36 protein-coding genes are annotated in these 23,539 nt (G+C 54.3%); 12 read left to right on the plus strand and 24 right to left on the minus strand.

All coding sequences use genetic code 11. The annotated features are described in order from the left end of the window. Positions 1 to 12 precede the first annotated feature (12 nt). The 24 genes from secY to QRD42_RS03130 form a co-directional block, all read right to left on the minus strand. The gene (gene secY / locus QRD42_RS03015) at positions 13 to 1,344 is read right to left on the minus strand and encodes a preprotein translocase subunit SecY (RefSeq protein WP_072571567.1); all 1,332 of its coding nucleotides are present in this window, start codon (positions 1,342 to 1,344) and stop codon (positions 13 to 15) included. A gap of 7 nt (positions 1,345 to 1,351) precedes the next feature. After that, a complete protein-coding gene (gene rplO / locus QRD42_RS03020; protein WP_072571568.1) occupies positions 1,352 to 1,786 on the minus strand; it encodes a 50S ribosomal protein L15 in 435 nt (144 codons plus the stop codon). A 3-nt stretch (positions 1,787 to 1,789) separates the two neighbouring features. Next, complete coding sequence (rpmD, locus tag QRD42_RS03025) at positions 1,790 to 1,969, minus strand: 50S ribosomal protein L30 (protein WP_001140434.1); 180 nt, start codon at positions 1,967 to 1,969, stop codon at positions 1,790 to 1,792. 6 nt (positions 1,970 to 1,975) lie between these two features. Continuing rightward, positions 1,976 to 2,476 carry a 30S ribosomal protein S5 gene (gene rpsE / locus QRD42_RS03030; protein WP_002438697.1) on the minus strand — a complete coding sequence of 167 codons (501 nt, stop codon included), beginning with the start codon at positions 2,474 to 2,476 and terminating at the stop codon, positions 1,976 to 1,978. Between the two features lie 14 nt (positions 2,477 to 2,490). Further along, on the minus strand, positions 2,491 to 2,844 hold the full coding sequence (gene rplR, locus QRD42_RS03035; protein WP_000358960.1) for a 50S ribosomal protein L18: 354 nt from the start codon (positions 2,842 to 2,844) through the stop codon (positions 2,491 to 2,493). Between the two features lie 9 nt (positions 2,845 to 2,853). Continuing rightward, on the minus strand, positions 2,854 to 3,387 hold the full coding sequence (gene rplF, locus QRD42_RS03040; RefSeq protein WP_072571569.1) for a 50S ribosomal protein L6: 534 nt from the start codon (positions 3,385 to 3,387) through the stop codon (positions 2,854 to 2,856). 12 nt (positions 3,388 to 3,399) lie between these two features. Beyond that, entirely contained in the window at positions 3,400 to 3,792 is a 393-nt protein-coding gene (rpsH, locus tag QRD42_RS03045) for a 30S ribosomal protein S8 (RefSeq protein ID WP_072571570.1), read from the minus strand. A 33-nt stretch (positions 3,793 to 3,825) separates the two neighbouring features. After that, a complete protein-coding gene (gene rpsN, locus QRD42_RS03050; RefSeq protein ID WP_039076814.1) occupies positions 3,826 to 4,131 on the minus strand; it encodes a 30S ribosomal protein S14 in 306 nt (101 codons plus the stop codon). Between the two features lie 14 nt (positions 4,132 to 4,145). Continuing rightward, complete coding sequence (gene rplE, locus QRD42_RS03055) at positions 4,146 to 4,685, minus strand: 50S ribosomal protein L5 (RefSeq protein ID WP_072571571.1); 540 nt, start codon at positions 4,683 to 4,685, stop codon at positions 4,146 to 4,148. Between the two features lie 14 nt (positions 4,686 to 4,699). Then, the gene (gene rplX, locus QRD42_RS03060) at positions 4,700 to 5,014 is read right to left on the minus strand and encodes a 50S ribosomal protein L24 (protein WP_003031122.1); all 315 of its coding nucleotides are present in this window, start codon (positions 5,012 to 5,014) and stop codon (positions 4,700 to 4,702) included. A gap of 10 nt (positions 5,015 to 5,024) precedes the next feature. After that, the gene (gene rplN, locus QRD42_RS03065) at positions 5,025 to 5,396 is read right to left on the minus strand and encodes a 50S ribosomal protein L14 (protein ID WP_015960712.1); all 372 of its coding nucleotides are present in this window, start codon (positions 5,394 to 5,396) and stop codon (positions 5,025 to 5,027) included. Positions 5,397 to 5,559: 163 nt separating this feature from the next. Next, positions 5,560 to 5,814 carry a 30S ribosomal protein S17 gene (gene rpsQ, locus QRD42_RS03070; RefSeq protein WP_017460070.1) on the minus strand — a complete coding sequence of 85 codons (255 nt, stop codon included), beginning with the start codon at positions 5,812 to 5,814 and terminating at the stop codon, positions 5,560 to 5,562. After that, on the minus strand, positions 5,814 to 6,005 hold the full coding sequence (gene rpmC, locus QRD42_RS03075) for a 50S ribosomal protein L29 (protein ID WP_000644742.1): 192 nt from the start codon (positions 6,003 to 6,005) through the stop codon (positions 5,814 to 5,816). Before rpmC ends, rpsQ begins: the two co-directional genes overlap by 1 nt. After that, positions 6,005 to 6,415 (minus strand): 50S ribosomal protein L16, encoded by a 411-nt coding sequence (gene rplP / locus QRD42_RS03080; protein WP_015962145.1) that lies wholly within the window; start codon positions 6,413 to 6,415, stop codon positions 6,005 to 6,007. The genes rpmC and rplP overlap by 1 nt, the downstream gene beginning before the upstream one ends. 12 nt (positions 6,416 to 6,427) lie before the next feature. Beyond that, a complete protein-coding gene (gene rpsC / locus QRD42_RS03085) occupies positions 6,428 to 7,129 on the minus strand; it encodes a 30S ribosomal protein S3 (protein ID WP_000529945.1) in 702 nt (233 codons plus the stop codon). Between the two features lie 17 nt (positions 7,130 to 7,146). Further along, a complete protein-coding gene (gene rplV / locus QRD42_RS03090; protein ID WP_002919773.1) occupies positions 7,147 to 7,479 on the minus strand; it encodes a 50S ribosomal protein L22 in 333 nt (110 codons plus the stop codon). 13 nt (positions 7,480 to 7,492) lie between these two features. After that, positions 7,493 to 7,771: a 30S ribosomal protein S19 gene (rpsS, locus tag QRD42_RS03095; protein WP_001138115.1), complete on the minus strand. Its 279-nt coding sequence runs from the start codon at positions 7,769 to 7,771 to the stop codon at positions 7,493 to 7,495. Between the two features lie 16 nt (positions 7,772 to 7,787). Beyond that, the gene (gene rplB / locus QRD42_RS03100; RefSeq protein ID WP_000301869.1) at positions 7,788 to 8,609 is read right to left on the minus strand and encodes a 50S ribosomal protein L2; all 822 of its coding nucleotides are present in this window, start codon (positions 8,607 to 8,609) and stop codon (positions 7,788 to 7,790) included. Between the two features lie 17 nt (positions 8,610 to 8,626). After that, positions 8,627 to 8,929: a 50S ribosomal protein L23 gene (gene rplW, locus QRD42_RS03105; RefSeq protein ID WP_000617546.1), complete on the minus strand. Its 303-nt coding sequence runs from the start codon at positions 8,927 to 8,929 to the stop codon at positions 8,627 to 8,629. Beyond that, the gene (gene rplD, locus QRD42_RS03110; RefSeq protein ID WP_072571573.1) at positions 8,926 to 9,531 is read right to left on the minus strand and encodes a 50S ribosomal protein L4; all 606 of its coding nucleotides are present in this window, start codon (positions 9,529 to 9,531) and stop codon (positions 8,926 to 8,928) included. The genes rplW and rplD overlap by 4 nt, the downstream gene beginning before the upstream one ends. 10 nt (positions 9,532 to 9,541) lie before the next feature. Beyond that, the gene (gene rplC, locus QRD42_RS03115) at positions 9,542 to 10,171 is read right to left on the minus strand and encodes a 50S ribosomal protein L3 (protein ID WP_072571574.1); all 630 of its coding nucleotides are present in this window, start codon (positions 10,169 to 10,171) and stop codon (positions 9,542 to 9,544) included. 32 nt (positions 10,172 to 10,203) lie between these two features. Then, positions 10,204 to 10,515 (minus strand): 30S ribosomal protein S10, encoded by a 312-nt coding sequence (gene rpsJ, locus QRD42_RS03120; protein WP_001181005.1) that lies wholly within the window; start codon positions 10,513 to 10,515, stop codon positions 10,204 to 10,206. Positions 10,516 to 10,755: 240 nt separating this feature from the next. Next, positions 10,756 to 11,202, minus strand: a complete 447-nt coding sequence (locus tag QRD42_RS03125; RefSeq protein ID WP_321988151.1) for a hypothetical protein — start codon at positions 11,200 to 11,202, stop codon at positions 10,756 to 10,758. Beyond that, the gene (locus tag QRD42_RS03130; protein ID WP_321988152.1) at positions 11,199 to 12,677 is read right to left on the minus strand and encodes a peptidoglycan-binding protein; all 1,479 of its coding nucleotides are present in this window, start codon (positions 12,675 to 12,677) and stop codon (positions 11,199 to 11,201) included. Before QRD42_RS03130 ends, QRD42_RS03125 begins: the two co-directional genes overlap by 4 nt. Positions 12,678 to 12,838: 161 nt before the next feature. On the opposite strand from QRD42_RS03130, the gene QRD42_RS03135 reads away from it, so the two are divergent. From QRD42_RS03135 to QRD42_RS03190, 12 genes are all read left to right on the plus strand, one after another. Further along, a complete protein-coding gene (locus QRD42_RS03135) occupies positions 12,839 to 13,654 on the plus strand; it encodes a type II secretion system protein N (protein WP_321988153.1) in 816 nt (271 codons plus the stop codon). Next, positions 13,632 to 15,635 carry a type II secretion system secretin GspD gene (gspD, locus tag QRD42_RS03140; protein WP_415877728.1) on the plus strand — a complete coding sequence of 668 codons (2,004 nt, stop codon included), beginning with the start codon at positions 13,632 to 13,634 and terminating at the stop codon, positions 15,633 to 15,635. The genes QRD42_RS03135 and gspD overlap by 23 nt, the downstream gene beginning before the upstream one ends. Positions 15,636 to 15,647: 12 nt before the next feature. Then, positions 15,648 to 17,147, plus strand: a complete 1,500-nt coding sequence (gene gspE, locus QRD42_RS03145; protein ID WP_321988154.1) for a type II secretion system ATPase GspE — start codon at positions 15,648 to 15,650, stop codon at positions 17,145 to 17,147. Further along, positions 17,144 to 18,355 carry a type II secretion system inner membrane protein GspF gene (gene gspF / locus QRD42_RS03150; protein WP_321988155.1) on the plus strand — a complete coding sequence of 404 codons (1,212 nt, stop codon included), beginning with the start codon at positions 17,144 to 17,146 and terminating at the stop codon, positions 18,353 to 18,355. The genes gspE and gspF overlap by 4 nt, the downstream gene beginning before the upstream one ends. An 11-nt stretch (positions 18,356 to 18,366) precedes the next feature. Continuing rightward, a complete protein-coding gene (gspG, locus tag QRD42_RS03155; RefSeq protein ID WP_321988156.1) occupies positions 18,367 to 18,810 on the plus strand; it encodes a type II secretion system major pseudopilin GspG in 444 nt (147 codons plus the stop codon). Between the two features lie 2 nt (positions 18,811 to 18,812). Beyond that, positions 18,813 to 19,301 carry a type II secretion system minor pseudopilin GspH gene (gene gspH, locus QRD42_RS03160; RefSeq protein ID WP_321988157.1) on the plus strand — a complete coding sequence of 163 codons (489 nt, stop codon included), beginning with the start codon at positions 18,813 to 18,815 and terminating at the stop codon, positions 19,299 to 19,301. After that, a complete protein-coding gene (gspI, locus tag QRD42_RS03165; protein ID WP_321988159.1) occupies positions 19,298 to 19,681 on the plus strand; it encodes a type II secretion system minor pseudopilin GspI in 384 nt (127 codons plus the stop codon). The genes gspH and gspI overlap by 4 nt, the downstream gene beginning before the upstream one ends. Next, the gene (locus QRD42_RS03170) at positions 19,665 to 20,234 is read left to right on the plus strand and encodes a type II secretion system protein GspJ (RefSeq protein ID WP_321988160.1); all 570 of its coding nucleotides are present in this window, start codon (positions 19,665 to 19,667) and stop codon (positions 20,232 to 20,234) included. Before gspI ends, QRD42_RS03170 begins: the two co-directional genes overlap by 17 nt. Then, positions 20,231 to 21,217: a type II secretion system minor pseudopilin GspK gene (gene gspK, locus QRD42_RS03175; protein WP_321988161.1), complete on the plus strand. Its 987-nt coding sequence runs from the start codon at positions 20,231 to 20,233 to the stop codon at positions 21,215 to 21,217. The genes QRD42_RS03170 and gspK overlap by 4 nt, the downstream gene beginning before the upstream one ends. Before the next feature lie 13 nt (positions 21,218 to 21,230). After that, positions 21,231 to 22,349, plus strand: coding sequence for a type II secretion system protein GspL (gspL, locus tag QRD42_RS03180; RefSeq protein WP_321988163.1), 1,119 nt, complete (start codon positions 21,231 to 21,233; stop codon positions 22,347 to 22,349). Next, positions 22,346 to 22,813 (plus strand): type II secretion system protein GspM, encoded by a 468-nt coding sequence (gspM, locus tag QRD42_RS03185; protein WP_321988164.1) that lies wholly within the window; start codon positions 22,346 to 22,348, stop codon positions 22,811 to 22,813. Before gspL ends, gspM begins: the two co-directional genes overlap by 4 nt. Then, positions 22,806 to 23,539 (plus strand): prepilin peptidase (locus QRD42_RS03190; RefSeq protein ID WP_321988165.1); only part of this gene is annotated, 734 nt, incomplete at its 3' end. The genes gspM and QRD42_RS03190, both read left to right, overlap by 8 nt.

The following is a 23,539-nucleotide window of genomic DNA, read 5'->3' on the forward strand; positions in this document are numbered from 1 at the left end:
CTCGAGCGACCTTTAGCGGCCATAGCCTTTAAGGTTCGCCTTCTTCAATGCAGACTCGTACTGACTGGACATCATCAGAGTTTGCACTTGAGCCATAAAGTCCATAATCACAACAACAACGATAAGCAGTGAGGTCCCACCAAAGTAGAACGGTACTTTCATTGCGTCACGCATGAACTCCGGGATCAGGCAGATAAAAGTAATATAGAGCGCGCCGACCAGGGTCAGACGTGTCATTACTTTATCGATATACTTCGCCGTTTGCTCTCCCGGACGAATTCCTGGTACAAATGCACCGGACTTCTTCAGGTTATCTGCTGTTTCTCGCGGGTTGAAAACCAACGCCGTATAGAAGAAACAGAAGAAGATGATTGCAGACGCATAGAGTAACACATAAAGCGGTTGCCCTGGCTGCAAATACAGCGAAATTGTTGTCAGCCAGTTCCAACCGGTACCGCCCCCGAACCATGACGCGATGGTCGCCGGGAACAGAATAATGCTGGAAGCGAAGATTGCCGGGATAACCCCTGCCATATTCACTTTCAACGGTAAATGTGTGCTCTGTGCAGCATAGACACGACGACCCTGCTGACGTTTCGCGTAGTTTACCACAATGCGGCGTTGACCACGTTCAACGAAAACAACAAAGAACGTCACTGCAAATACTAATACTGCAACCAACAGCAACAGGAGGAAGTGCAGGTCGCCTTGACGCGCTTGCTCGATCGTATGGGCAATGGCTGGCGGGAGTCCCGCAACGATACCAGCGAAGATAATGATTGAGATACCGTTACCGATACCGCGTTCAGTGATCTGTTCGCCGAGCCACATCAGGAACATGGTTCCTGTGACCAGACTTACAACAGCAGCGAAATAGAATGCAAAGCCTGGATTGATTACCAGACCTTGCATACCAGGCATATTCGGCAGACCGGTAGCAATACCGATCGACTGGAATATCGCCAACACCAGAGTACCGTAGCGGGTGTACTGGCTGATCTTACGACGACCAGACTCCCCTTCTTTCTTCATTTCTGCGAGGGTCGGGTGAACGACCGTCAACAGCTGGATAATAATCGACGCCGAAATATACGGCATAATACCCAGAGCAAAGATTGAAGCACGGCTGAGTGCACCACCAGAGAACATGTTAAACATTTCAATGATGGTGCCTCGCTGTTGTTCAAGCAGTTTGGCAAGTACAGTGGCATCAATACCAGGGATCGGAATGAAAGAGCCAATGCGGAACACAATCAGCGCGCCGATTACAAACAGCAGTCTGCGTTTCAGCTCGCCTAAGCCACCTTTGGCACTTTGAAAATCTAATCCCGGTTGTTTAGCCATCTGCTACTTATTCCTCGATTTTACCGCCAGCAGCTTCGATAGCAGCACGAGCGCCCTTAGAAACACGCAGGCCACGAACAGTTACCGGAGTTGAAACTTCACCAGCCAGGATCACTTTCGCGAACTCGATCTGGATACCGATAATGTTTGCTGCTTTCAGCGTATTCAGGTCTACAACGCCGCCTTCTACTTTAGCCAGATCGGACAGACGAACTTCTGCCGTGATCATCGCTTTACGAGAAGTGAAGCCGAACTTCGGCAGACGACGGTACAGAGGCATCTGACCACCCTCGAAACCACGACGTACGCCACCACCAGAACGAGAGTTCTGACCTTTGTGACCACGACCGCCGGTTTTACCGAGGCCAGAACCGATACCACGACCAAGGCGTTTACCCGCCTTCTTAGAGCCTTCGGCCGGAGACAGAGTATTTAAACGCATCTCTTACTCCTCAACTTTAACCATGAAGGAAACCGCGTTGACCATACCACGAACAGCGGGAGTATCCTCGCGCTCAACGGTATGACCAATACGACGCAGACCCAGGCCAAGCAGCGTTGCCTTGTGTTTCGGCAGACGACCGATTGCACTGCGGGTTTGAGTGATTTTAATAGTCTTTGCCATGGTCAATTACCCCAGAATTTCTTCAACGGATTTACCACGCTTGGCAGCGACCATTTCTGGAGAATTCATATTTTCCAGGCCATCAATAGTTGCACGAACCACGTTGATCGGGTTGGTGGAACCATATGCTTTAGCCAGAACGTTATGAACTCCAGCGACTTCCAGAACGGCGCGCATTGCACCACCGGCAATAATACCGGTACCTTCTGAAGCCGGCTGCATGAATACACGAGAACCCGTGTGAACACCTTTAACCGGGTGCTGCAGGGTGCCGTGGTTCAGCGCGACGTTAATCATATTGCGACGGGCTTTTTCCATCGCTTTCTGGATCGCTGCTGGAACTTCACGCGCTTTACCGTAACCAAAACCAACGCGACCGTTACCATCGCCAACAACAGTCAGAGCTGTGAAGGAGAAAATACGACCACCTTTAACGGTTTTAGATACGCGGTTAACCGCGATCAGCTTTTCCTGCAGTTCGCCAGCCTGTTTTTCGATGTGAGCCATCTTACACCTCTACCTTAGAACTGAAGGCCAGCTTCACGGGCAGCATCTGCCAGTGCCTGGACACGACCATGATATTGGAACCCGGAACGGTCAAAGGAAACATCTTTGATGCCTTTTTCCAGAGCGCGTTCGGCAACAGCTTTACCCACAGCTGCAGCAGCGTCTTTGTTACCGGTGTACTTCAATTGTTCAGCGATAGCTTTTTCTACAGTAGAAGCAGCTACCAGAACTTCAGAACCGTTCGGTGCAATTACCTGTGCGTAAATATGACGCGGGGTACGATGTACCACCAGGCGAGTTGCACCCAGCTCCTGGAGCTTGCGGCGTGCGCGGGTCGCACGACGGATACGAGCAGATTTCTTATCCATAGTGTTACCTTACTTCTTCTTAGCCTCTTTGGTACGCACGACTTCGTCGGCGTAACGAACACCCTTGCCTTTATAAGGCTCAGGACGACGGTAGGCGCGCAGATCCGCTGCAACCTGACCGATCAGCTGTTTATCAGCGCCTTTCAGCACGATTTCAGTCTGAGTCGGACATTCTGCGGTGATCCCCGCTGGCAGCTGATGGTCTACAGGATGCGAGAAACCCAGAGACAGGTTTACTGCATTGCCTTTAACCGCTGCGCGATAACCTACACCAACCAGCTGCAGCTTCTTAGTGAAGCCTTCGGTAACACCGATAACCATTGAGTTCAGCAGGGCACGCGCGGTACCAGCCTGAGCCCATCCATCCACGAAACCAGCACGCGGACCGAAGGTCAGAGCATTATCTGCATGATTCACTTCAACAGCATCGTTGAGAGTACGAGTCAGCTCGCCGTTTTTACCTTTGATCGTAATAACCTGACCGTTGATTTTTACATCAACGCCGGCAGGAACAACGACCGGTGCTTTAGCAACACGAGACATTTTTTCCTCCGATTAGGCTACGTAGCAGATAATTTCGCCACCAAGACCAGCCTGGCGCGCTGCACGATCAGTCATAACACCTTTAGAGGTAGAAACAACTGCGATACCCATGCCGGCCATAACCTTCGGCAGCTCATCTTTTTTCTTATAGATGCGCAGACCTGGGCGGCTGACACGCTGAATGCTTTCTACAACAGCTTTACCCTGGAAATACTTAAGAGTCAGTTCCAGTTCCGGCTTGGTGTCGCCTTCAACTTTAAATTCTTCAATAAAACCTTCTTCCTTCAGCACGTTGGCGATTGCCACTTTCAGCTTGGAGGAAGGCATGGTGACCGCAACTTTGTTCGCGGCCTGACCGTTACGGATACGGGTCAGCATATCCGCGATCGGATCTTGCATGCTCATCTGTCTTTACTCCCGTGATTCAATTGGTGACAATTACCAGCTAGCCTTTTTCAGACCCGGAATTTCACCGCGCATAGCGGCTTCACGGACCTTAATACGGCTCAACCCGAACTTCCGCAGGAAAGCGTGCGGACGACCAGTTTGACGGCAGCGGTTACGCTGACGAGACGGGCTGGAATCACGCGGCAGAGTCTGCAGCTTCAGAACTGCATTCCAACGATCTTCGTCGGTTGCGTTCACATCAGAGATGATAGCTTTCAGTTCAGCGCGTTTAGCGAAGAATTTATCAGCTAAAGCTACGCGTTTTACTTCGCGTGCTTTCATTGATTGCTTAGCCATTCAGTAACCCTACCTTACTTGCGGAACGGGAAGTCAAAGGCAGCCAGCAGAGCACGGCCTTCTTCATCAGATTTCGCAGTAGTGGTAATGGTAATATCCAAACCACGGACGCGATCGACTTTGTCGTAATCGATTTCTGGGAAGATGATCTGCTCACGGACACCCATGCTGTAGTTACCACGACCGTCGAAAGACTTAGCGGACAAGCCACGGAAGTCACGGATACGCGGTACAGCAATAGTGATCAGGCGCTCAAAGAACTCCCACATGCGTTCGCCACGCAGAGTTACTTTACAGCCGATCGGATAGCCCTGACGGATTTTGAAGCCTGCAACAGATTTGCGTGCTTTGGTGATAAACGGTTTTTGACCGGAGATTGCTGCCAGGTCAGCTGCTGCGTTATCCAGCAGTTTCTTGTCAGCGATCGCTTCACCAACACCCATGTTCAGGGTGATCTTCTCGACCCGAGGGACTTGCATGACAGAATTGTAGCTAAACTCAGTCATGAGTTTTTTAACTACTTCGTCTTTGTAGTAATCATGCAGTTTCGCCATCGTACTACTCCAAATTACTTGATAGTTTCGCTGTTAGACTTGAAGAAACGGACTTTTTTGCCGTCTTCGAATCTAAAGCCTACACGGTCAGCCTTGCCGGTTGCCGCATTGAAGATAGCAAGGTTAGAGATCTGAATAGCTGCTTCTTTCTCTACGATGCCGCCTGGTTGGTTCAGAGCCGGAACCGGCTTCTGGTGTTTCTTAACCAGGTTGATACCTTCAACGATGACCTTGCCGGAAGACAGGACATTTTTTACTTTACCGCGCTTACCTTTATCTTTACCGGTTAACACGATAACTTCGTCATCACGACGGATTTTAGCTGCCATGATTCGCTCCTTAGAGTACTTCTGGTGCCAGAGAGATAATTTTCATGAACTTTTCAGTACGAAGTTCACGAGTTACCGGCCCAAAAATACGCGTACCGATAGGCTGCTCACTGTTATTGTTTAAAATAACGCATGCATTACCATCGAAGCGAATGACAGAACCGTCCGGGCGACGAACACCCTTCCTGGTGCGCACCACTACCGCCTTCAGCACATCACCTTTTTTGACCTTACCACGCGGAATTGCTTCTTTGATGGTGATCTTGATGATGTCGCCTACGCCTGCGTAGCGACGGTGCGAGCCACCCAGAACCTTGATACACATTACGCGACGTGCACCGGAGTTGTCGGCGACGGTCAGCATAGTCTGTTCTTGGATCATTTCAGTGCTCCGCTAATGTCAACTACTACTTTGGGACCCAAATCTCGGGTCGTTAAAAAGCCCCATATCGGGGGCGCGGCATTATAACACCGCTTCTTAGATATGGGTAGAAAAAATAAACGGCCCATTTCTGGACCGTTTATCGTTGAGAACGCGTACTGTATTACAGAATCGCTTTCTCTACAACGCGAACCAGCGTCCAGGACTTAGTCTTGGACAGCGGACGGCATTCGCGGATTTCAACCACGTCACCAGTACCGCATTCGTTGTTCTCGTCATGTACGTGCAGTTTGGTCGTACGCTTGATGAATTTACCGTAGATCGGGTGTTTCACAAAACGTTCGATAGCAACAACGATGGATTTCTCCATTTTATCGCTAACAACGCGACCTTGCAGAGTACGGATTTTATCGGTCATTACGCACCCGCCTTCTCAGTCAGTAAAGTCTTAACGCGTGCGACATCACGACGCACTTGCTTCAACAGGTGAGACTGTTGCAGCTGGCCACTGGCTGCCTGCATACGCAGGTTGAACTGCTCACGCAGCAGGTTCAGCAGCTCGGTGTTCAGCTCTTCAACACTCTTCTCACGCAGCTCTTTTGCTTTCATTACATCACCGTCTTAGTTACAAAGGTGGTTTTAATCGGCAGTTTCGCTGCTGCCAGCTTGAATGCTTCACGGGCCAGCTCTTCAGACACACCGTCCATTTCGTACAGGACTTTACCTGGCTGAATCAAGGCAACCCAATACTCCACGTTACCTTTACCTTTACCCATACGCACTTCGAGCGGCTTTTCGGTGATCGGTTTGTCCGGGAATACACGGATCCAGATCTTACCTTGACGCTTAACTGCACGGGTCATAGCACGACGTGCTGCTTCGATCTGACGTGCAGTCAGACGACCACGGCCAACAGCTTTCAGACCGAAAGTGCCGAAGCTAACATCCGTACCCTGCGCCAGACCACGGTTGCGGCCTTTGTGCACTTTACGGAATTTTGTACGCTTTGGTTGTAACATCAGCGACGCTCCTTATTTCCGGCCTTTACGCTGCTGCTTTTTAGGTTGAGCAGCCGGTTTTTCCGGTTGTTCAACAGCAGCCATACCACCCAGGATCTCACCTTTGAAGATCCACACTTTAACGCCGATTACACCATAAGTGGTGTGCGCTTCAGAGGTGTTGTAGTCGATGTCAGCACGCAGAGTGTGCAGCGGAACGCGACCTTCACGGTACCATTCGGTACGTGCGATTTCCGCGCCGCCCAGACGGCCGCTAACTTCAACTTTGATACCTTTAGCGCCCAGACGCATTGCGTTCTGTACAGCACGCTTCATAGCACGACGGAACATAACGCGACGTTCCAGCTGTGAAGTGATGCTGTCAGCAACCAATTTAGCGTCCAGTTCCGGTTTACGGACTTCGGCGATATTGATCTGTGCAGGAACGCCAGCGATATCCGCTACGACCTTACGCAGTTTTTCGACGTCTTCGCCTTTCTTACCGATAACGATACCCGGGCGAGCAGTGTGAATAGTCACACGGATGCTCTTAGCCGGACGCTCGATAACGATACGAGATACGGACGCCTTCGCCAGTTCCTTAGTAAGGTACTGACGAACTTTAAAATCGCTGTCCAGGTTGTCAGCGAATTCTTTGGTGTTCGCAAACCAGGTAGAGTTCCATGGTTTTACAATACCCAGGCGAATACCATTAGGATGTACTTTCTGACCCATTGCTAGTCTCCAGAGTCTCAGCGATCGGACACAACCACAGTAATGTGGCTGGTGCGCTTCAGGATGCGATCTGCACGACCTTTCGCACGCGGCATAATGCGCTTCATGCTTGGGCCTTCGTCTACGAAAATTTTCGCAACTTTCAGATCGTCAATGTCAGCGCCATCGTTGTGTTCAGCGTTAGCAATGGCAGATTCCAGAACCTTCTTGACCAGTACAGCCGCTTTCTTGTTGGTGTAGGTCAAAATGTCCAGGGCCTGCGACACTTTCTTACCGCGGATCAGGTCTGCCACCAGGCGAACCTTTTGAGCAGAAGAACGAGCGTGGCGATGTTGAGCTAAAGTTTCCATCTCTTCCTCCTACTTATTTCTTCTTGGCTTTTTTATCAGCCGCGTGACCGCGATAAGTACGTGTCGGTGCAAATTCACCCAGTTTGTGACCGACCATTTCGTCGGAAACAAATACCGGAACGTGCTGACGACCATTATGGACAGCGATGGTCAAACCGATCATGTTTGGAAAGATCGTTGAACGACGGGACCAAGTGCGCAGGGGCTTCTTGTCACCGCTTTCCACCGCTTTCTCTACCTTCTTCAGCAAGTGCAGGTCAATAAAAGGACCTTTCTTGAGAGAACGTGGCATGGCTTATCCTCTAATATTATTTGCTACGGCGACGTACGATAAATTTATCAGTACGCTTGTTGCTGCGGGTCTTCTTACCTTTGGTCTGAACGCCCCACGGAGTTACCGGGTGCTTACCAAAGTTACGACCTTCACCACCACCATGTGGGTGATCTACCGGGTTCATCGCCGTACCGCGAACGGTAGGACGAACACCACGCCAGCGTGCAGCACCTGCTTTACCCAGAACGCGCAGCATATGCTCAGCATTGCCAACTTCGCCCAGAGTTGCGCGGCAGTCAGCTTCAACTTTGCGCATTTCGCCAGAACGCAGACGCAGGGTGACATAAGCACCATCACGAGCAACGATCTGAACATAGGTACCAGCAGAACGCGCCAGCTGACCGCCTTTACCTGGTTTCATTTCTACGTTATGAACGGTAGAACCAACCGGGATATTGCGCATCGGCAGGGTGTTACCCGCTTTGATAGCAGCATCAACGCCAGACTGAATCTGGTCGCCAGCTTTCAGGCCTTTAGGGGCCAGGATGTAACGGCGTTCGCCGTCTTTGTACAGAACCAGCGCGATGTTCGCGGAGCGGTTCGGATCGTACTCAAGACGTTCAACAACAGCCGGGATACCGTCTTTGTTGCGTTTGAAGTCAACAATACGATAAGCCTGCTTATGGCCGCCACCGATGTGACGAGTGGTGATGCGACCATTGTTGTTACGACCACCGGATTTGCTGTTTTTTTCAACCAGCGGAGCAAAAGGTTTGCCCTTATGCAGCTCAGGGTTAACCACTTTAACAACGTGGCGACGACCCGGAGATGTCGGTTTACACTTAACAACTGCCATTGTATTACTCCTCCGACTTACTCAGCGCCGCCAACGAAGTCCAGGTTCTGGCCTTCTTTCAGGGTGACGTAAGCTTTTTTCCAGTCGCTACGACGACCGATACGCTGTCCGTGACGTTTAACTTTCCCTTTAACTACCAGGGTGTTAACGACTTCGACTTCGACTTCAAACAGTTTCTGCACAGCAGCTTTGATTTCTGCTTTGGTCGCGTCTTTAGCAACTTTGAGAACGATGGTATTGGTTTTTTCCATCGCAGTAGACGCTTTTTCAGAAACGTGCGGCGCACGAAGCACCTTCAGCAGACGTTCTTCACGAATCATGCCAGCATCTCCTCAACTTGCTTAACAGCATCAGCAGTCATTACGACTTTGTCGAAGGCGATCAGGCTAACCGGGTCGATACCTGCTGCGTCACGTACGTCAACCTTGTGCAGGTTACGTGCGGCCAGGAACAGGTTCTCGTCCAGCTCACCGGTGATGATCAGCACATCTTCCAGAGCCATGTCTTTCAGTTTCTGAGCCAGCAGCTTAGTTTTAGGCGCTTCTACAGAGAACTGCTCGACAACGATCAGACGATCCTGACGTACCAGTTCGGACAGAATGCTTTTCAGCGCGCCGCGGTACATCTTTTTGTTAACTTTTTGACTGTGGTCCTGCGGACGCGCAGCGAAGGTTACGCCACCGGAACGCCAGATCGGGCTCTTAACAGAACCAGAACGCGCACGGCCAGTACCTTTCTGACGCCACGGTTTTTTACCAGAACCAGTTACTTCAGCACGGGTCTTCTGAGCACGAGTACCCTGACGAGCCCCAGCTGCGTAAGCAACTACAACCTGGTGTACCAGCGCTTCGTTGAAATCACGACCGAAGGTAGTTTCGGAAACAGTCAGCGCGCTCTGCGCGTCTTTCAATACTAATTCCATTGCTATCTCCTCACGCCTTCACAGCTGGTTTAACGATCAGGTCGCTACCGGTTGCACCCGGGACAGCACCTTTAACCAGCAGCAGGTTGCGCTCAGCGTCAACGCGTACTACGTCCAGGCTCTGAACAGTTACACGTTCGTTACCCAGCTGACCTGCCATTTTCTTGCCTTTGAACACTTTGCCCGGAGTCTGGTTCTGACCGATAGAACCCGGAACGCGGTGAGACAAGGAGTTACCGTGGGTAGCGTCCTGGGTACGGAAGTTCCAGCGCTTAACGGTACCAGCAAAACCTTTACCTTTAGAGGTACCGGTTACGTCAACTTTTTTAACTTCAGCAAACAGCTCAACGCTAATGTCCTGGCCTACAGAGAATTCTTCACCGTCAGCAAGACGGAATTCCCACAGACCACGGCCAGCTTCTACGCCAGCTTTAGCGAAGTGACCCGCTTCAGGCTTGGTGACGCGGTTAGCTTTTTTAGCACCGGTGGTTACCTGAACAGCACGGTAGCCGTCGTTAGCCAGGTCTTTAACCTGAGTCACGCGGTTTGCTTCTACTTCGATTACGGTTACTGGGATAGAGACGCCATCTTCAGTGAAGATGCGGGTCATACCCACTTTTTTACCGACTAAACCAATCATTGTATCAACCTCTCAATCGCTCGATGACCTGATTAACCCAGGCTGATCTGCACGTCTACACCGGCAGCCAGGTCCAGACGCATCAGAGCATCAACGGTTTTCTCGGTTGGCTCAACGATGTCAACCAGACGCTTGTGAGTGCGAATTTCGTACTGATCGCGCGCATCTTTGTTAACGTGCGGAGAGATCAGAACGGTAAAGCGCTCTTTGCGGGTCGGCAGCGGGATCGGACCACGGACCTGCGCACCAGTGCGCTTGGCAGTCTCGACGATTTCCGCGGTTGATTGATCGATCAGACGATGATCAAACGCTTTAAGACGGATACGGATTCTTTGGTTCTGCATGAGACCAGAGCTCCAATTATTTTATAGACAAATAGCTACTCCTCATACCCATTACGATTGATGGGAGAGTGTAACCGTTCTTACAGAGTTCCCCGATTGGGAACATTGTTTGGTAGCCAAAAGCGCTGCCAGGGTTCATATTGAACCAGCCGTCAATTACGACAAGCCGGCGTATTATACTTATACATGGCCTGGATGCAAGGTCTTACGCTTCAAAATTGCATGATATTCGCGGCCCCGTCACTGTTCTTCACCCTGCACCTCTTTCAGCGCTTGCCGGACGCGCAGCCGCAATGCGTCATGGTCGCTTGCGGTGTCCTCGCGCTCGTCGTCCAAAGCCGCATCCTCATCGCTGGACAGCAGTTCATCGGCCATTATCCCCTCTTCTTCTGCTTCATCGGTTTCAATCTCAATGCGGGCAGGCAACGGTTTCTTTTTAAACACATAATGCACATCGGAAAGCCAGTAGTTACGGGCTGGTTCATATGCAGCGCGGTCAGAGATCTCAGGGAAGAACTGCTGCCCGATGACGTGCCCGTAATAGCCGCACGCCAGCATCAGCATGATCCATAGTGTCCAGCCCCCTGCCCGCAGACCATGGCGCCTGCGCTCGTCGGGTGTTGCTTTCAGCGTGACGGCGCCTTTGTCCCCATTTTGCGCCTGGTAAGCCCTGAAGATCCGCATCATTTTGCGCTTTCCTTTATTGCTACTGTATCTGACGTACTTTCATTAATAAGTTGCGGCGCCTCGCCCAGCGCTTGCTGTAAACGGAGCAACGTGCGTTTTCCCGGTTTGCCATCCTGCCTGAGATTTTCCCGTTGCTGGAAGAGCTTCACTTTCTCGGTGAGCGCCGGCGTCCATTCACCTTGCTTGTCGACCGGCACGTTGAGCGCCCGGCTGAGTAACGCATCCAGCCAGACGATACTTTCCGGCGAGCTTTTATCGGAAACGGTCATTTTTCCGTCCGGCGTCTGCTTTTCCATCAGCACATAGTTTCCGTCCCAGTGCGCTGTAAACCAGTCGCGCCGCACTGTCCACGTCTTACCGGCAATCAGCAGATCAAGTTCAGTGTCCGACATGCGCATCACCACCGCATGTAATCCTTTATTTATGCGTAACTGCGCCATCCACGGCAGCCCACGCCCGGCCAGATCATTCAGGCTCGCTTTGCCACTTTCGCAGGCAAGTTCTGCGCGTCCGGCCTGATCGCACCAGGCCTCTTCAGGGAGGACGTCATATCCCCAGGTGCTGAACAGTTGTTGCATGGCGTCGCGCATGTGGGTTCCGCTATCGGTGATATCAACGACCGGCTCTTTTTCTTCTGTGGGGATCATCATCCAGCCCGGAACAGGAAGCGCCGGTTTTAGCGTATCGACACTCAGCCAGCCAACGGTGAATGCCAGCCCGGCGTATAGCGCCAGCAGGCTGCCACAGCGTGCCGCGCTGCGTTGCGGCGCCAGCAGATTCAGTAATTGCCCTTCCTGTCGCGCTGTCAGCGTGGTCATCTGGCCTGCAAGCGCCAGCTGATATGCCGATCTGGCTATACGGCTGAGCAGTGCAAGGTTGCCTCGCGCCGCGTTTGCTGCCCGATCGGTAAACGCCCGGCGCAGACTTACCACTTCCCCCTCATTCATCTGGTGAAGCATAAATGCATGGGTTTCGTCACTGTCGGGCAGAGGCATGCCGATCGGGTAATCGATTTGCGATTTGATTTTCCGGTAATGCATTAACGACTTGCTGCCTGCCAACAGCAGGCTAACCCCTGCCTGCCGGGACGCTGCCAGCTGACGGAAATCATGTATCAGCACCGGCAGGTGACGACTCAGCACATCCGCATTATCAATAATGAACAGTACAGGTTGTTCGGCCTCCGGCACCGCTGACATCGCGTGCTGCCAGAACTGCGTTATCGCAACAGGCTCTGCATTAACGGGCGCGGCGGGCATCATCCGGCAACGGTAGGCTTCGCCACCAGCCCGCCAGACGCAGGCATGTCCGGGGTAACCCGCCGCAAGTTGGTGCGCCAGCGTCGATTTGCCGCATCCGGGCGCACCATACAGCAGGCCCACGCTGCCAGACCGCAGCTCCTGAACAATAAAGGTTTTAATTAATTCATATCCTGAAAAAGGATATAACGTCGATTGACGTTCTGTACTGCTCATTTATAAAAGGTCATCCATCAGAGCCGTTAATATTATCACCACAGAATATAAGAAGAATCGTACAGTTATTTCACTACAATCATCATTAAATATGATGAGGTTGAATACGATATTTAAAGACTATACCATATTCAGCTTCTTCAGGATAAGTACGCAGACTCATGGATACAAGAATTCAGCAACTGGCTGGCGCTATTAAACAACAAAGACAGACCGTATTATGCGGGCTGCTGGTTTGCTTATCCGCGATACTTATTATTTATTCCGTGTATGATTACGCGCAATTGTCCCGTAAATTTACTCCGCAAGATGAGCCCGCAGGCGTTTCGCGGCGCATGGCCGCATTCAGCCTGCCAATGAACATGCCGCAGAATACCGAGGCCTTGCCGAAAAATAGTGATAACCCCAGACAACACCAAAGCACGCCGCTCAATCTCATTGTTAATGGTGTCATCGCCAGCAACTTAAGAAATCGTTCCCAGGCCATTATTACGGTGAATAACAAAACTGAAATATATAATTTTGGTGATTATATAGAAGATCTTCCCGGCGTCTTTATTTCCTCGATCGACAGCAACAGCGTAACCATTAATAACAACGGTGAGCCACAAAATTTTATTTTAAATGATTCACCCGAATTATCATTATCGACATCGTTATCGTCAGCGGCTTCGGAAACTGGCACGGTTTATCTCGGCGATCTCCTGATTACCAATCTGGTTTATCAGCAGGACGCTTTACAGGGCATCAGGTTGAATATGCGTACCGACGCCGCCGGATCCCTTACGGCGGGACTCAAGCCCGGGGATCTGGCGATTAAGATGAACAGCTACAGCCTGACGCGCAAAGATTCCGCAGAAGCGGCCATTCAGGCGCTGGCCTCATTACGCACCGCGCAATTCACCGTGCTGCGCGATGGACAGGAAGAACTGGTCAACGTGTCAACGGACGCGGATGACAATAATAAGGATAAGTAAATTGCTCAAGGGAATGACACGAACCGCCGCATGGATGTTGGCCTTACAACTTTGTTGCAGTGCCCCTTCGTCGGTGGCGGCGCAGTACTCTGCAAACTTTAAAAATGCTGACATCAGGGATTTTATCTCTTCAGTCAGTAAGCAAATCGGCAAAACCATTCTGGTCGATCCCTCCGTCCAGGGGAGTATATCGGTCCGCAGCTTTGATAACTTCAATGAGGCGGAGTATTACCAGTTCTTCCTCAGCGTACTGGATATCTACGGTTATACCGTGGTTACGCTGGATAACGGCTTGCTGAAGGTGGTGCGTTCCGCTGCGCTTAAAACCGCGCCCGGCGTACTGCAGGAGTCCTCACAGCCAGCAGTGGGCGATGAGTTTATCACCCGCGTGGTATCGTTAAAAAACGTGCCTGCGCGCGATCTTGCGCCGCTATTACGCCAGATGATGGAGGGCGGCGGCATCGGTAACGTGGTGCATTACGATCCCTCGAATGTGCTGTTGGTGACCGGCAAAGCCACTATGGTTAACCGCATTCTTGAAGTGGTGAAGCGGGTGGATGTGATTGGCACACAGGAGCGGGAACTGGTGAAGCTGCGTTACGCCTCGGCGGTCGATCTCGCGGAAGTGATCAATAACCTGCTACGCGAAGAATCAAAAGAAAACCCGACGCAGATCTTGTTGCCGAAAGTCGTCGCCGACAAACGTACCAACGCCCTGCTCATCAGCGGGCCCGACAACGTGCGCCAGCGCCTGAAATCCCTGGTCTACAAGCTGGATATTGAGCAGACCAACCTCGGCAACACCCGCGTTTTCTATCTGCAGTATGCAAAAGCCAGCAAAATTGTCGAAGTGTTGACCGGCGTCTCGGCGAAGCTGTCTGAAGACAAACAGTCCTCGCCGCAGAGCGTGTCATCGGGTTCCAGCGATGTCTCCATTACCGCCGATGAACAGACCAACTCAATCGTTATCACCGCCGATCAAAGCACTCTCCAGGAGCTGGAAAAGGTGATTGCGCGGCTGGACATTCGCCGCGCGCAGGTGCTGGTTGAGGCCATCATCGTTGAAGTACAGGATGGCAAAGGGCTGAACCTGGGCGTGCAGTGGGCGAACAGCAATGTGGGCGGTCAGCAGTTTACCCAGACCGGGCTGCCGATCTTTGACGCCTCCCAGGGAGCGCGCCAGTTTAAAGAAAGCGGTTCCATGAGCAGCGATAACGCTATCTCCAGCGCGCTGAGCAGTTTTAACGGGCTGGCGACGGGCTTTTTCGAGGGCGACTGGAGCGTGCTGCTCACCGCGCTGGCGTCTGATAACAAGAACGATATTCTCGCCACTCCCAGTATCGTCACCCTCGATAACAAAGAAGCGTCCTTTAACGTAGGCCAGGATGTCCCTGTTCTTTCCGGCTCGCAAACCACCTCCGGCGACAACGTCTTTAACACCGTTGAGCGTAAAACTGTCGGTACTAAACTGAAAGTGACACCGCAGGTCAACGAAGGCGACGCCGTCCTGATGGAGATCGAGCAGGAGGTGTCCAGCGTTGACAGCTCATCCGGTAACGCCAGCTCCCTCGGCCCCACGTTCAATACCCGCACCATACAAAACGCCGTGCTGGTGAAAAGCGGTGAAACCGTGGTGCTGGGTGGGCTGCTGGATGAGTCCGCCAAAGAGCAGGTCTCCAAGGTGCCGCTGCTGGGGGACATTCCGCTTATAGGCCAGCTGTTCCGCTATACCTCCACCGACAGCGCCAAACGCAATCTGATGGTCTTTATCCGCCCGACCATTATTCGCGATGATGAGGTGTACCGTTCGCTGTCGAAAGACAAATACACCCGCTACCGCGATATGCAAAAGCAGCGTATCGATAAGTCCACCAGCGCGTTGATCAAAGTCGATGATGACGAGCGCCCGATGCTGAAAGAGATGGATGAGGATCTGGCGCCCGCGCCCGGCCCGTCAGCACGCAATCCTTTCAGGGAATAGGGGGTTCGCAACATGGCTGATTTATGGAAACGCATCCCGCCAGGACAACCGCTGCCGGTGAGCTATGCGCAGGTGCAAAAACAGGGCGTGGCAGTGGCCGGCGATGAACTGGTCTGCCGTACCGATACGCCGCTGGAAATCTTATTGGAAGCCCGCTACGCCCTGCCCGACCGTGTCCGATTCACGCGTCTGGAGCCTGCACAGTTTGAGGACTATCTGGAGCCGCTGTTCCGCAACGGCACCGGGGACTCGCGGCAGATTGCCGAAGATCTCGATCAGGATGTCGATCTGGCGACGCTGAGCGAAGAGCTGCCGGATAATGCGGACTTGCTTAGCGATGAAAATGACGCGCCGGTGATCCGCCTGATCAACGCCATTCTTCACGAGGCGGTAAAAGAAGGCGCGTCGGATATTCATATCGAAACCTTCGAGAAGTCGCTGGTGGTGCGCTTTCGCGTCGACGGCATCCTGAAGCCGGTGTTGCAACCGGGCAAAAAGCTCGCGCCGTTGCTGATTTCACGTATCAAAGTCATGGCGCGGCTGGATATTGCGGAAAAACGCCTGCCGCAGGACGGCCGTATCTCCCTGCGCCTCGGGCGTAAAAATATTGATGTGCGTGTCTCCACGCTGCCCTCGCAGTATGGCGAGCGCGCCGTGCTGCGCCTGCTGGATAAAAACAATTTACGGCTGTCGCTGGACACGATGGGGCTGACCGCCGGCGATGCGCAGCGCCTGCATTTTCTGGTGCAGCAGCCGCACGGCATCATCCTGGTGACCGGCCCGACCGGTTCGGGAAAAAGTACCACCCTGTATGCCATCCTCTCTGAGCTGAACTCACCCCAGCGCAATATCCTGACCGTGGAAGATCCTATTGAATACGAGCTGGAAGGCATCGGCCAGACGCAGGTGAACAGCCGCGTGGACATGTCTTTTGCCCGCGGCCTGCGCGCCATTCTGCGTCAGGATCCGGACGTGGTGATGGTGGGTGAGATCCGCGATGYGGAAACCGCGCAGATTGCGGTGCAGGCCTCACTGACCGGCCACCTGGTCTTATCGACGCTGCACACTAACAGCGCCTGCGGGGCGATCACACGCCTGCGCGATATGGGCGTGGAGCCGTTTCTGCTGTCGTCTTCACTTTCCGGCGTCATTGCCCAGCGTCTGGTACGCCGGTTATGTCCTTACTGCCGCACGCAAATCGCCCTGCCCGGGGATCTAAAAGCCCTGTTGCGTGCCCTCGCCCCGGATGCCACCCATTGCTGGCAGGCGGTGGGCTGTAGCGACTGTCGGGGTTCAGGTTACCAGGGGCGACTGGCGATCCACGAGATCATGGTAGTGGATAAGCATATGCGCAGCATTATTCATCGTGATGCCGACGAACATGCGCTGGAGCAGTGCCTGCGTCAGCAGAGCCGCAGCCTGCGGGAAAACGGTCTGCTGCGCGCCCTTGCCGGTGAAACGACCATTGAAGAAGTCATGCGCGTCACCTCAGCGCAGGAAGAACTGCAATGAAATTTCAGTGGCAGGCAATGGATGCCAGCGGCGTGACCCGCCATGGAACTTTAAGCGCGGCCAGCAGTAAAGAGGCCCGTGACACGCTGCGCGCTCAGGGGCTTTACCCGTTGACGCTGCGGGAAAAAAAGTTGGTGTCATGGTTTACCCCCCCGACAAAAAGCGCGCGGCTGCGGCTGAGCGGCAGCGAACTGGCGCTTTTTACCCGCCAGCTGGCCACCCTTGCCAGCGCCTCCCTGCCGCTGGAGGAAGCGCTGGCCGTTATTGGCCGTCAGAACCAGAACAGCAAGCTCAACCATATCCTGACCGATCTGCGCGAGCATATTCTCGCCGGGCACACGCTTTCTGATGCGCTGGCCGCCTGGCCGCGTATTTTCGACACCATTTATCGCACGCTGGTCAAAGCCGGCGAAAAAAGCGGCCAGCTCGGTACGGTGCTGGAAAAACTCGCGGACTATAACGAGCTGCGGCAAAAAATGCGCAGTAAGCTCATCCAGGCGCTGGTGTATCCCACCATGCTGACCAGCGTCGCGGTGATCGTGGTGACCATTTTGCTGACCACGGTGGTACCTAAAGTCGTGGAGCAGTTTCTGCATATGAAACAGCAGTTACCGCTGTCCACGCGCGCACTCCTTACGATCAGCGATGCGCTTCGCGATTTTGGCCCTTTTTTGCTGGCGGCACTGGTGGTCGCGCTGCTGCTGTTCCGCCACTGGCTTACCAGACCCGGCAAACGTCATCAGTTCGACCGCTGGCTGCTGGCTTTCCGGCTCAGCCGGGGGCTACTGCGCGCCGTGCACTGCGCCCGTTATCTGCATACCTTAAGCATTTTACATACCAGCGGCGTGCCGCTGCTGGAAGGTATGAGTCTGGCGGCAGAGGGCATTAACAATCGTGAGATCCAGGCCCGACTGCGCGACGCCGCCGACCGTGTGCGTCAGGGATCGGGTTTTCACCTGGCGCTGGATAAATGCGATCTCTTTCCGCCGATGATGCTCTATATGATCGCCTCCGGCGAGAAGAGTGGGCAGCTCAGCGAGCTGATGGCCCGCGCCGCCGAACAGCAGGAAACCTTATTGCAAAACCGCATCGCGCTGGCGCTGGCACTGTTTGAGCCGGGGCTGATTATCACCATGGCGATGATTGTACTGTTCATTATCGTCTCGGTGTTGCAACCAATCTTACAACTCAATTCATTAGTGACTTAAGGAAAAGCAATATGAACACAGAGTCTCAGAAACGGCAGCAGGGGTTTACCCTGCTCGAACTGATGGTGGTAATCGTTATTCTTGGCGTGCTGGCAAGCCTGGTGGTGCCTAACTTAATGGGTAATAAAGAGCGCGCCGACAAGCAGAAAGCCATCAGCGACATTGTGGCGCTGGAAAACGCGCTGGATATGTACAAGCTCGACAACCATCGCTATCCGGTAACGGCTCAGGGGCTGAAAGCGCTGGTTGAAAAGCCCACCAGCTCGCCGATCCCGGAAAATTACAACACCTCCGGCTATATCAAACGCCTGCCGCAGGATCCCTGGGGGAATGATTATCTGCTGGTCAGCCCTGGCGAACACGGGGATTACGACATTATCTCTGCGGGCGTTGACGGTGAAGCCGGTACCCAGGATGACATCACGAACTGGGAAATGGATAACGCGAAGCCCTGACCATGAAAGCGGTAAAAGGATTTACCCTGCTGGAAATATTACTGGTGCTGACGCTGCTGGCGTTAAGCGCCACACTGGTGATGATGGTGAGCGACGACGATCGCAAAAAAGCCATCACCGCCGGTGAGCAACTGGCGGCGCTGATGGAATACACCGCTGACTGGTCAACCATGGAAGACCGCAGCGCGGGTATTGAGATCCGTGAACAGGGCTGGCGCATCGTCACACCGGTGCGCAACCGCTGGCAGACTCCTGAAAACTATTTCCGGCTGGCAACCGAAGGCGCCTGGCATGACAGCTGGCGGGTCACGCTCTCGCCCGTCGCTCTTGCCAGACAGGCCGCCGGGACGCCGCAAATCCTTATCCGTCCGGACGGCGAAATCACACCCTTTACGCTGCAAATCCAGGATCGGCAAAGCCAGGCGGTACTCTTTACCCTGACCAGCACCGGCGGCCTGCCGTTGCAATTCAGCAGTGGAGCAACACCATGAGCCGCCAGCAGACCGGCATGACCCTGCTGGAAGTGCTGCTGGCGATGGTGATCTTCGCCTCCGTCTCGCTGACGCTGATCAACAGCCTGAGCGGGCAAATCGCCGCCACCTCCAAGATGGAAGAGCAGGTGTTCGCCAGTTGGGTTGCCGATAATGTGCTGAAAAAGCAGCAGCTATCCGCCACACCGCTGGCCGCAACCGCGCAGGGTAAAAGCCAGATGGGCCAACGAAGCTGGACATGGACGCTAACGGCGTCGGCATCGGACGTGCCGGGTATGCAGCTATTAACGGCGGAAGTTTCTATTGATAACGGGCAGAAAATGCGGCTCCGCCGCTATGTGCCCGCAGAGAAAGGAGCCGCCGATGCCCCGACACGCTAAAGCACAGACCGGCTTCACGCTGCTGGAAGTGCTGCTGGCGATTGCGCTCTTTGCGGTGCTCACCCTGCTCACCAGCCAGTTACTGACGGCAACGGTAAACAGCAATGAGGTGACGAAAGAGCATCAGCAGCGTTTTGCGGCCCTGGTTCGCGCGGTAAATCTGCTGGATAAAGATGTCTGGCAGATCGTGCCGCTGATGTCGCCGGAGGGGGAAAAAAGCCGTCTGATGCTCACCACCGCCAGCAACAATGACATGCCGGATATCTGCTGTGCGCCGGATCTGCAGCGCGTCGAGTGGTCGCTTAAAAATCACACCCTTTACCGCGCCATCTGGCGCTATCCGGAGGATGAGCAGCCGTCCATCACGCAGCCCATGTTGACGGACGTGAACGCCTTTACCCTGCGTTATTACCTTAAGGATGCCGTGGTGACCACGCTTCCGCCCGGGGAATACCCGAGGGCGATCGAAGCCGAAATCAATATCAAAGGATCGGGCACGATCGCGCGCCTGCTTCTGCTGCCGGAAAACCGCCGCAACGGGGGCACACCATGAGAGCGCAAAAAGGCGTGGCACTGTTGGTGGTGCTGATGATCCTGGCGATCATGGCCGCGCTGGCCAGTGAAATGACGCTGCGCTATCAGATTAACATCAAGCGCACCGGCTATACGCAGCAACAGTTGCAGCAAAACTGGCTGGTCGGGCTGGCAGAACATCAGGCGATGCAGACGCTTGCGCAGGATCTGCGCGATAACGCCAAACTGCTGACGCGCGATCAGCTCTGGGCGCAGCCACAGCGGCTGGCGCTTGCCAGCGGCGAAACCGTCAACTGGCAACTGACTGACCGCCAGGCCTGCTTTAACATCAATGCGCTGGTGAATGCGCCCACTGACATCATGGCGGACGTGCCCGCCAGCGTACAGGTCTTTACCGCCCTGCTCGCCAATCTTGGCGTGACCGGCGCGCCAGCCGAAGCGCTTATCGACGCCATTGCTGATTATATCGACAGCGATGAAACGCCGCGCCGTGCCGGTGCGGAAAACGACTATTACCGCACCAGTGGCGATCCCCATACCATCGGCGGACGCCGCCTGTATTCGGTGAGCGAACTCCGGCAGATCAAAGGGATGACGCCTGCGCTGTACCAGCAGCTCATCCCTTTTATGTGYGCGCTGCCGAACGATGAGCTGAAGATCAACATCAGCACTCTGACGCGTGACGATGCGCCTCTGCTGGCGGCGATGCTGAATAACGCCGTGCAGGTCAGCGACATTCGCGCCCTGTTTGATAAACAGAAGCGTCAGGGCTGGACGAGCATTGCCGCGCTGAAAGCATCCATCGAAAAATCCTTTCCGGGACGCAAGGAAGAACTGGAGGCGTTTAAAAATATCGCTGCCACCACCAGCCAGTATTTCCGGCTGGAAACCATCGTGGATCAGGGGGAGAGCCGCAGCGGCACGATCAGCGATCTGGAATTTGATACGAAAAAGTCGCAACTCTTTATCACCGCCCGCCGACGCGCGGCGGGCGGGCATTAAAAGGATTTACCTCGTGCAGAAAATTATCTTACGCCCTTTACCAGGAAAACTGGTGTGGTGCATTGCCGGTGAAACACCCGCGCCGACGCTTCACGAACTGGAGGACTATCTTCAGCCGGGCGCGCTGGCGCATCTGCCGCCCGCCGATACCGTCTGCCTGTTGCTGTCGCCGGAATACCTCTGTTTTCGCCGCGCCGAACTTCCTGCTGCAAATTACAAAATTACGCCGCAAACCCTGAGCTGGCTGGTGGAAGACAGCGTAACCGGCAACGCCGACGATCTGCTGTGGACGGTACTCTGCCGGGAAGAGAATACGCTGCATCTGGCGGGGATCGCCCGGCGCGCCCTCGCGGAGATGCTGGCGGCGTTCTCGGTTGCGGGCGTGACGCTCACCCATATGGTGCCGGATGGTTTCTGGCTGCCTCATGTGGCGAACGGCTGGAGTCTGAGTCAGGAGGCGTCGCGGTGGATGATCCGTTACGACGCCTGGAAAACGGGCGTGCTGGACGAGGCGCTGCTCGGTCATTTGCTCAGTTCCTGCACGGAGATGCCTGTCTTGAGCGCCAGCCCATTTCCGGTAGAACACACCGCAGTTGAATATATACAGGAGCCCGGACTCTGGTACGACGCTGACACCCTGCCTGCGGTTAACCTCATTCAGGGCGCGTTTCGCCCGGCCCGGCCTGTGAGACAGGCACCACGCGCGCTGAAATATGGCGCAGCGGTAATGACAGGCCTGGCAATGGCGCTCTTTTTCGGCCTGAAAGGGCTGACGCTCTGGCAGTTGCATCAGCAAAAACAGGCGCTGGTATCCGAAGGACGGACGCTGTGGAGCCGCTATTTTCCCGGCGAGGATCGCAGTAATAACTTCAAATTTTTCTTCGCCTCCTCCGTTAAAAACCGTCATCCGGACGTGCTGACGTTGCTGACGCAGCTTCAGGAAAAGTTACAGCCCTGGCCGGGGCTGACGCTAAGCCATGTCAGTTACGATCTCGATACTCACCGTTTTGAGGCGATCCTCAACGCGAACGATGCCGGACAGCTCAGCGGATTTATGGCCCAGGCCGCCGGTGAATATACCGTTCTGCAACAACCGGACGGTGTGAAGATCAGCTTAAAGGAGCGCAAATGAATTCTTTCTGGCAATCAAGAAGCGCTGGCGAAAAACGCAGCCTGATGCTGCTCGCGCTGTTCAGCCTGCTGCTGGCGTTCTGGTACGGCGTACTACAGCCGCTGAACAAAGCCATCCTGCAACAACAGCAGGAATACGCCCGGCTGAAAAGCGAGATCCAGTGGGTGAGCGAGGCCGCACAGCGCAGCGGACTGGTGGGCAGCCAGCTGCTGACCGGTGACGTCCCGACGCTGATACAGCACAGCGCGGCGCAGGCGGGTCTGAACGTGGTGGTGACGCCAGCCACGCCCGGTCGTTTTACCGTCGCGCTTTCCGCTGCCAGCAGCAGCGCGTTTTTCAGCTGGCTGGATGAGATGCAAAACCGGGGTTTGCAGGTATCACGATTAGCCTTCAGCGCTGGCAGCGCGCCGGGCAGCATCACCATTGCAACACTCGAATTCGCTCAGGCAGGCACGCATGATTAACGAAACGCACGTCGCGATGCTGGCGCTGGTGGGGTTACTTACCGGCAGCGTTATGAATGTGGTGGTTTACCGTCTGCCGCTGATGATGGAGAACGACTGCCCGGCAAACTGGCATATCGCCTGGCCGCCCTCGCACTGCCCGCATTGTCAGCACCGCATAAGGTACGTGGATAACATTCCGCTGCTCGGCTGGCTGTTGCTGCATGGCCGCTGCCGGGACTGCCGGCAGCCCATCTCCGCTCGCTATCCTCTGACCGAACTGACCTGCGGCGTCGCTTTCGCGCTGATTGCCGCGCTGTTCCCGGACCATGCCGATGCCTTTGCCGTGATGCTGCTGTTCTGGTTTGTACTGGCGCTGGCGCAAATCGATGCCCGCACGTACTTGCTGCCGGACCGGCTGACGCAGCCGTTGATCTGGCTCGGTATGCTTTATCATGCGCTGTATCAGCAGAACACCTTAACGGATGCGCTGTACGGCGCGGTAGCGGGCTATCTTTCGCTGTGGCTGGTGTGGTGGGTATACCGGCTGATCACTGGCAAAGAAGGCCTGGGGCTGGGGGATGCCAAATTGCTGGGAGCACTGGGCGCCTGGTGTGGCTGGCAGGCGTTACCGACGGTGCTGCTCGGCGCGTCGCTGATGGGGATTGGCTGCTGGATAGTGCTGCGACTGACGCGTGGTGCGCAGGTGCCACAAATCGCGTTCGGGCCCTGGCTGGGTCTGGCGGG

This window comes from Enterobacter sp. PGRG2, assembly GCF_030291195.1.
GTDB lineage: Bacteria > Pseudomonadota > Gammaproteobacteria > Enterobacterales > Enterobacteriaceae > Enterobacter_D.

Coding starts and splice junctions, on each gene's coding strand:
- secY (WP_072571567.1), bottom strand. CDS start 1,344: ATGGCTAAACAACCGGGATTAGATTTTCAAAGTGCCAAAGGTGGCTTA.
- rplO (WP_072571568.1), bottom strand. CDS start 1,786: ATGCGTTTAAATACTCTGTCTCCGGCCGAAGGCTCTAAGAAGGCGGGT.
- rpmD (WP_001140434.1), bottom strand. CDS start 1,969: ATGGCAAAGACTATTAAAATCACTCAAACCCGCAGTGCAATCGGTCGT.
- rpsE (WP_002438697.1), bottom strand. CDS start 2,476: ATGGCTCACATCGAAAAACAGGCTGGCGAACTGCAGGAAAAGCTGATC.
- rplR (WP_000358960.1), bottom strand. CDS start 2,844: ATGGATAAGAAATCTGCTCGTATCCGTCGTGCGACCCGCGCACGCCGC.
- rplF (WP_072571569.1), bottom strand. CDS start 3,387: ATGTCTCGTGTTGCTAAAGCACCGGTCGTTGTTCCTGCCGGCGTTGAT.
- rpsH (WP_072571570.1), bottom strand. CDS start 3,792: ATGAGCATGCAAGATCCGATCGCGGATATGCTGACCCGTATCCGTAAC.
- rpsN (WP_039076814.1), bottom strand. CDS start 4,131: ATGGCTAAGCAATCAATGAAAGCACGCGAAGTAAAACGCGTAGCTTTA.
- rplE (WP_072571571.1), bottom strand. CDS start 4,685: ATGGCGAAACTGCATGATTACTACAAAGACGAAGTAGTTAAAAAACTC.
- rplX (WP_003031122.1), bottom strand. CDS start 5,014: ATGGCAGCTAAAATCCGTCGTGATGACGAAGTTATCGTGTTAACCGGT.
- rplN (WP_015960712.1), bottom strand. CDS start 5,396: ATGATCCAAGAACAGACTATGCTGACCGTCGCCGACAACTCCGGTGCA.
- rpsQ (WP_017460070.1), bottom strand. CDS start 5,814: ATGACCGATAAAATCCGTACTCTGCAAGGTCGCGTTGTTAGCGATAAA.
- rpmC (WP_000644742.1), bottom strand. CDS start 6,005: ATGAAAGCAAAAGAGCTGCGTGAGAAGAGTGTTGAAGAGCTGAACACC.
- rplP (WP_015962145.1), bottom strand. CDS start 6,415: ATGTTACAACCAAAGCGTACAAAATTCCGTAAAGTGCACAAAGGCCGC.
- rpsC (WP_000529945.1), bottom strand. CDS start 7,129: ATGGGTCAGAAAGTACATCCTAATGGTATTCGCCTGGGTATTGTAAAA.
- rplV (WP_002919773.1), bottom strand. CDS start 7,479: ATGGAAACTTTAGCTCAACATCGCCACGCTCGTTCTTCTGCTCAAAAG.
- rpsS (WP_001138115.1), bottom strand. CDS start 7,771: ATGCCACGTTCTCTCAAGAAAGGTCCTTTTATTGACCTGCACTTGCTG.
- rplB (WP_000301869.1), bottom strand. CDS start 8,609: ATGGCAGTTGTTAAGTGTAAACCGACATCTCCGGGTCGTCGCCACGTT.
- rplW (WP_000617546.1), bottom strand. CDS start 8,929: ATGATTCGTGAAGAACGTCTGCTGAAGGTGCTTCGTGCGCCGCACGTT.
- rplD (WP_072571573.1), bottom strand. CDS start 9,531: ATGGAATTAGTATTGAAAGACGCGCAGAGCGCGCTGACTGTTTCCGAA.
- rplC (WP_072571574.1), bottom strand. CDS start 10,171: ATGATTGGTTTAGTCGGTAAAAAAGTGGGTATGACCCGCATCTTCACT.
- rpsJ (WP_001181005.1), bottom strand. CDS start 10,515: ATGCAGAACCAAAGAATCCGTATCCGTCTTAAAGCGTTTGATCATCGT.
- QRD42_RS03125 (WP_321988151.1), bottom strand. CDS start 11,202: ATGATGCGGATCTTCAGGGCTTACCAGGCGCAAAATGGGGACAAAGGC.
- QRD42_RS03130 (WP_321988152.1), bottom strand. CDS start 12,677: ATGAGCAGTACAGAACGTCAATCGACGTTATATCCTTTTTCAGGATAT.
- QRD42_RS03135 (WP_321988153.1), top strand. CDS start 12,839: ATGGATACAAGAATTCAGCAACTGGCTGGCGCTATTAAACAACAAAGA.
- gspD (WP_415877728.1), top strand. CDS start 13,632: ATGACAATAATAAGGATAAGTAAATTGCTCAAGGGAATGACACGAACC.
- gspF (WP_321988155.1), top strand. CDS start 17,144: ATGAAATTTCAGTGGCAGGCAATGGATGCCAGCGGCGTGACCCGCCAT.
- gspG (WP_321988156.1), top strand. CDS start 18,367: ATGAACACAGAGTCTCAGAAACGGCAGCAGGGGTTTACCCTGCTCGAA.
- gspH (WP_321988157.1), top strand. CDS start 18,813: ATGAAAGCGGTAAAAGGATTTACCCTGCTGGAAATATTACTGGTGCTG.
- gspI (WP_321988159.1), top strand. CDS start 19,298: ATGAGCCGCCAGCAGACCGGCATGACCCTGCTGGAAGTGCTGCTGGCG.
- QRD42_RS03170 (WP_321988160.1), top strand. CDS start 19,665: ATGCCCCGACACGCTAAAGCACAGACCGGCTTCACGCTGCTGGAAGTG.
- gspM (WP_321988164.1), top strand. CDS start 22,346: ATGAATTCTTTCTGGCAATCAAGAAGCGCTGGCGAAAAACGCAGCCTG.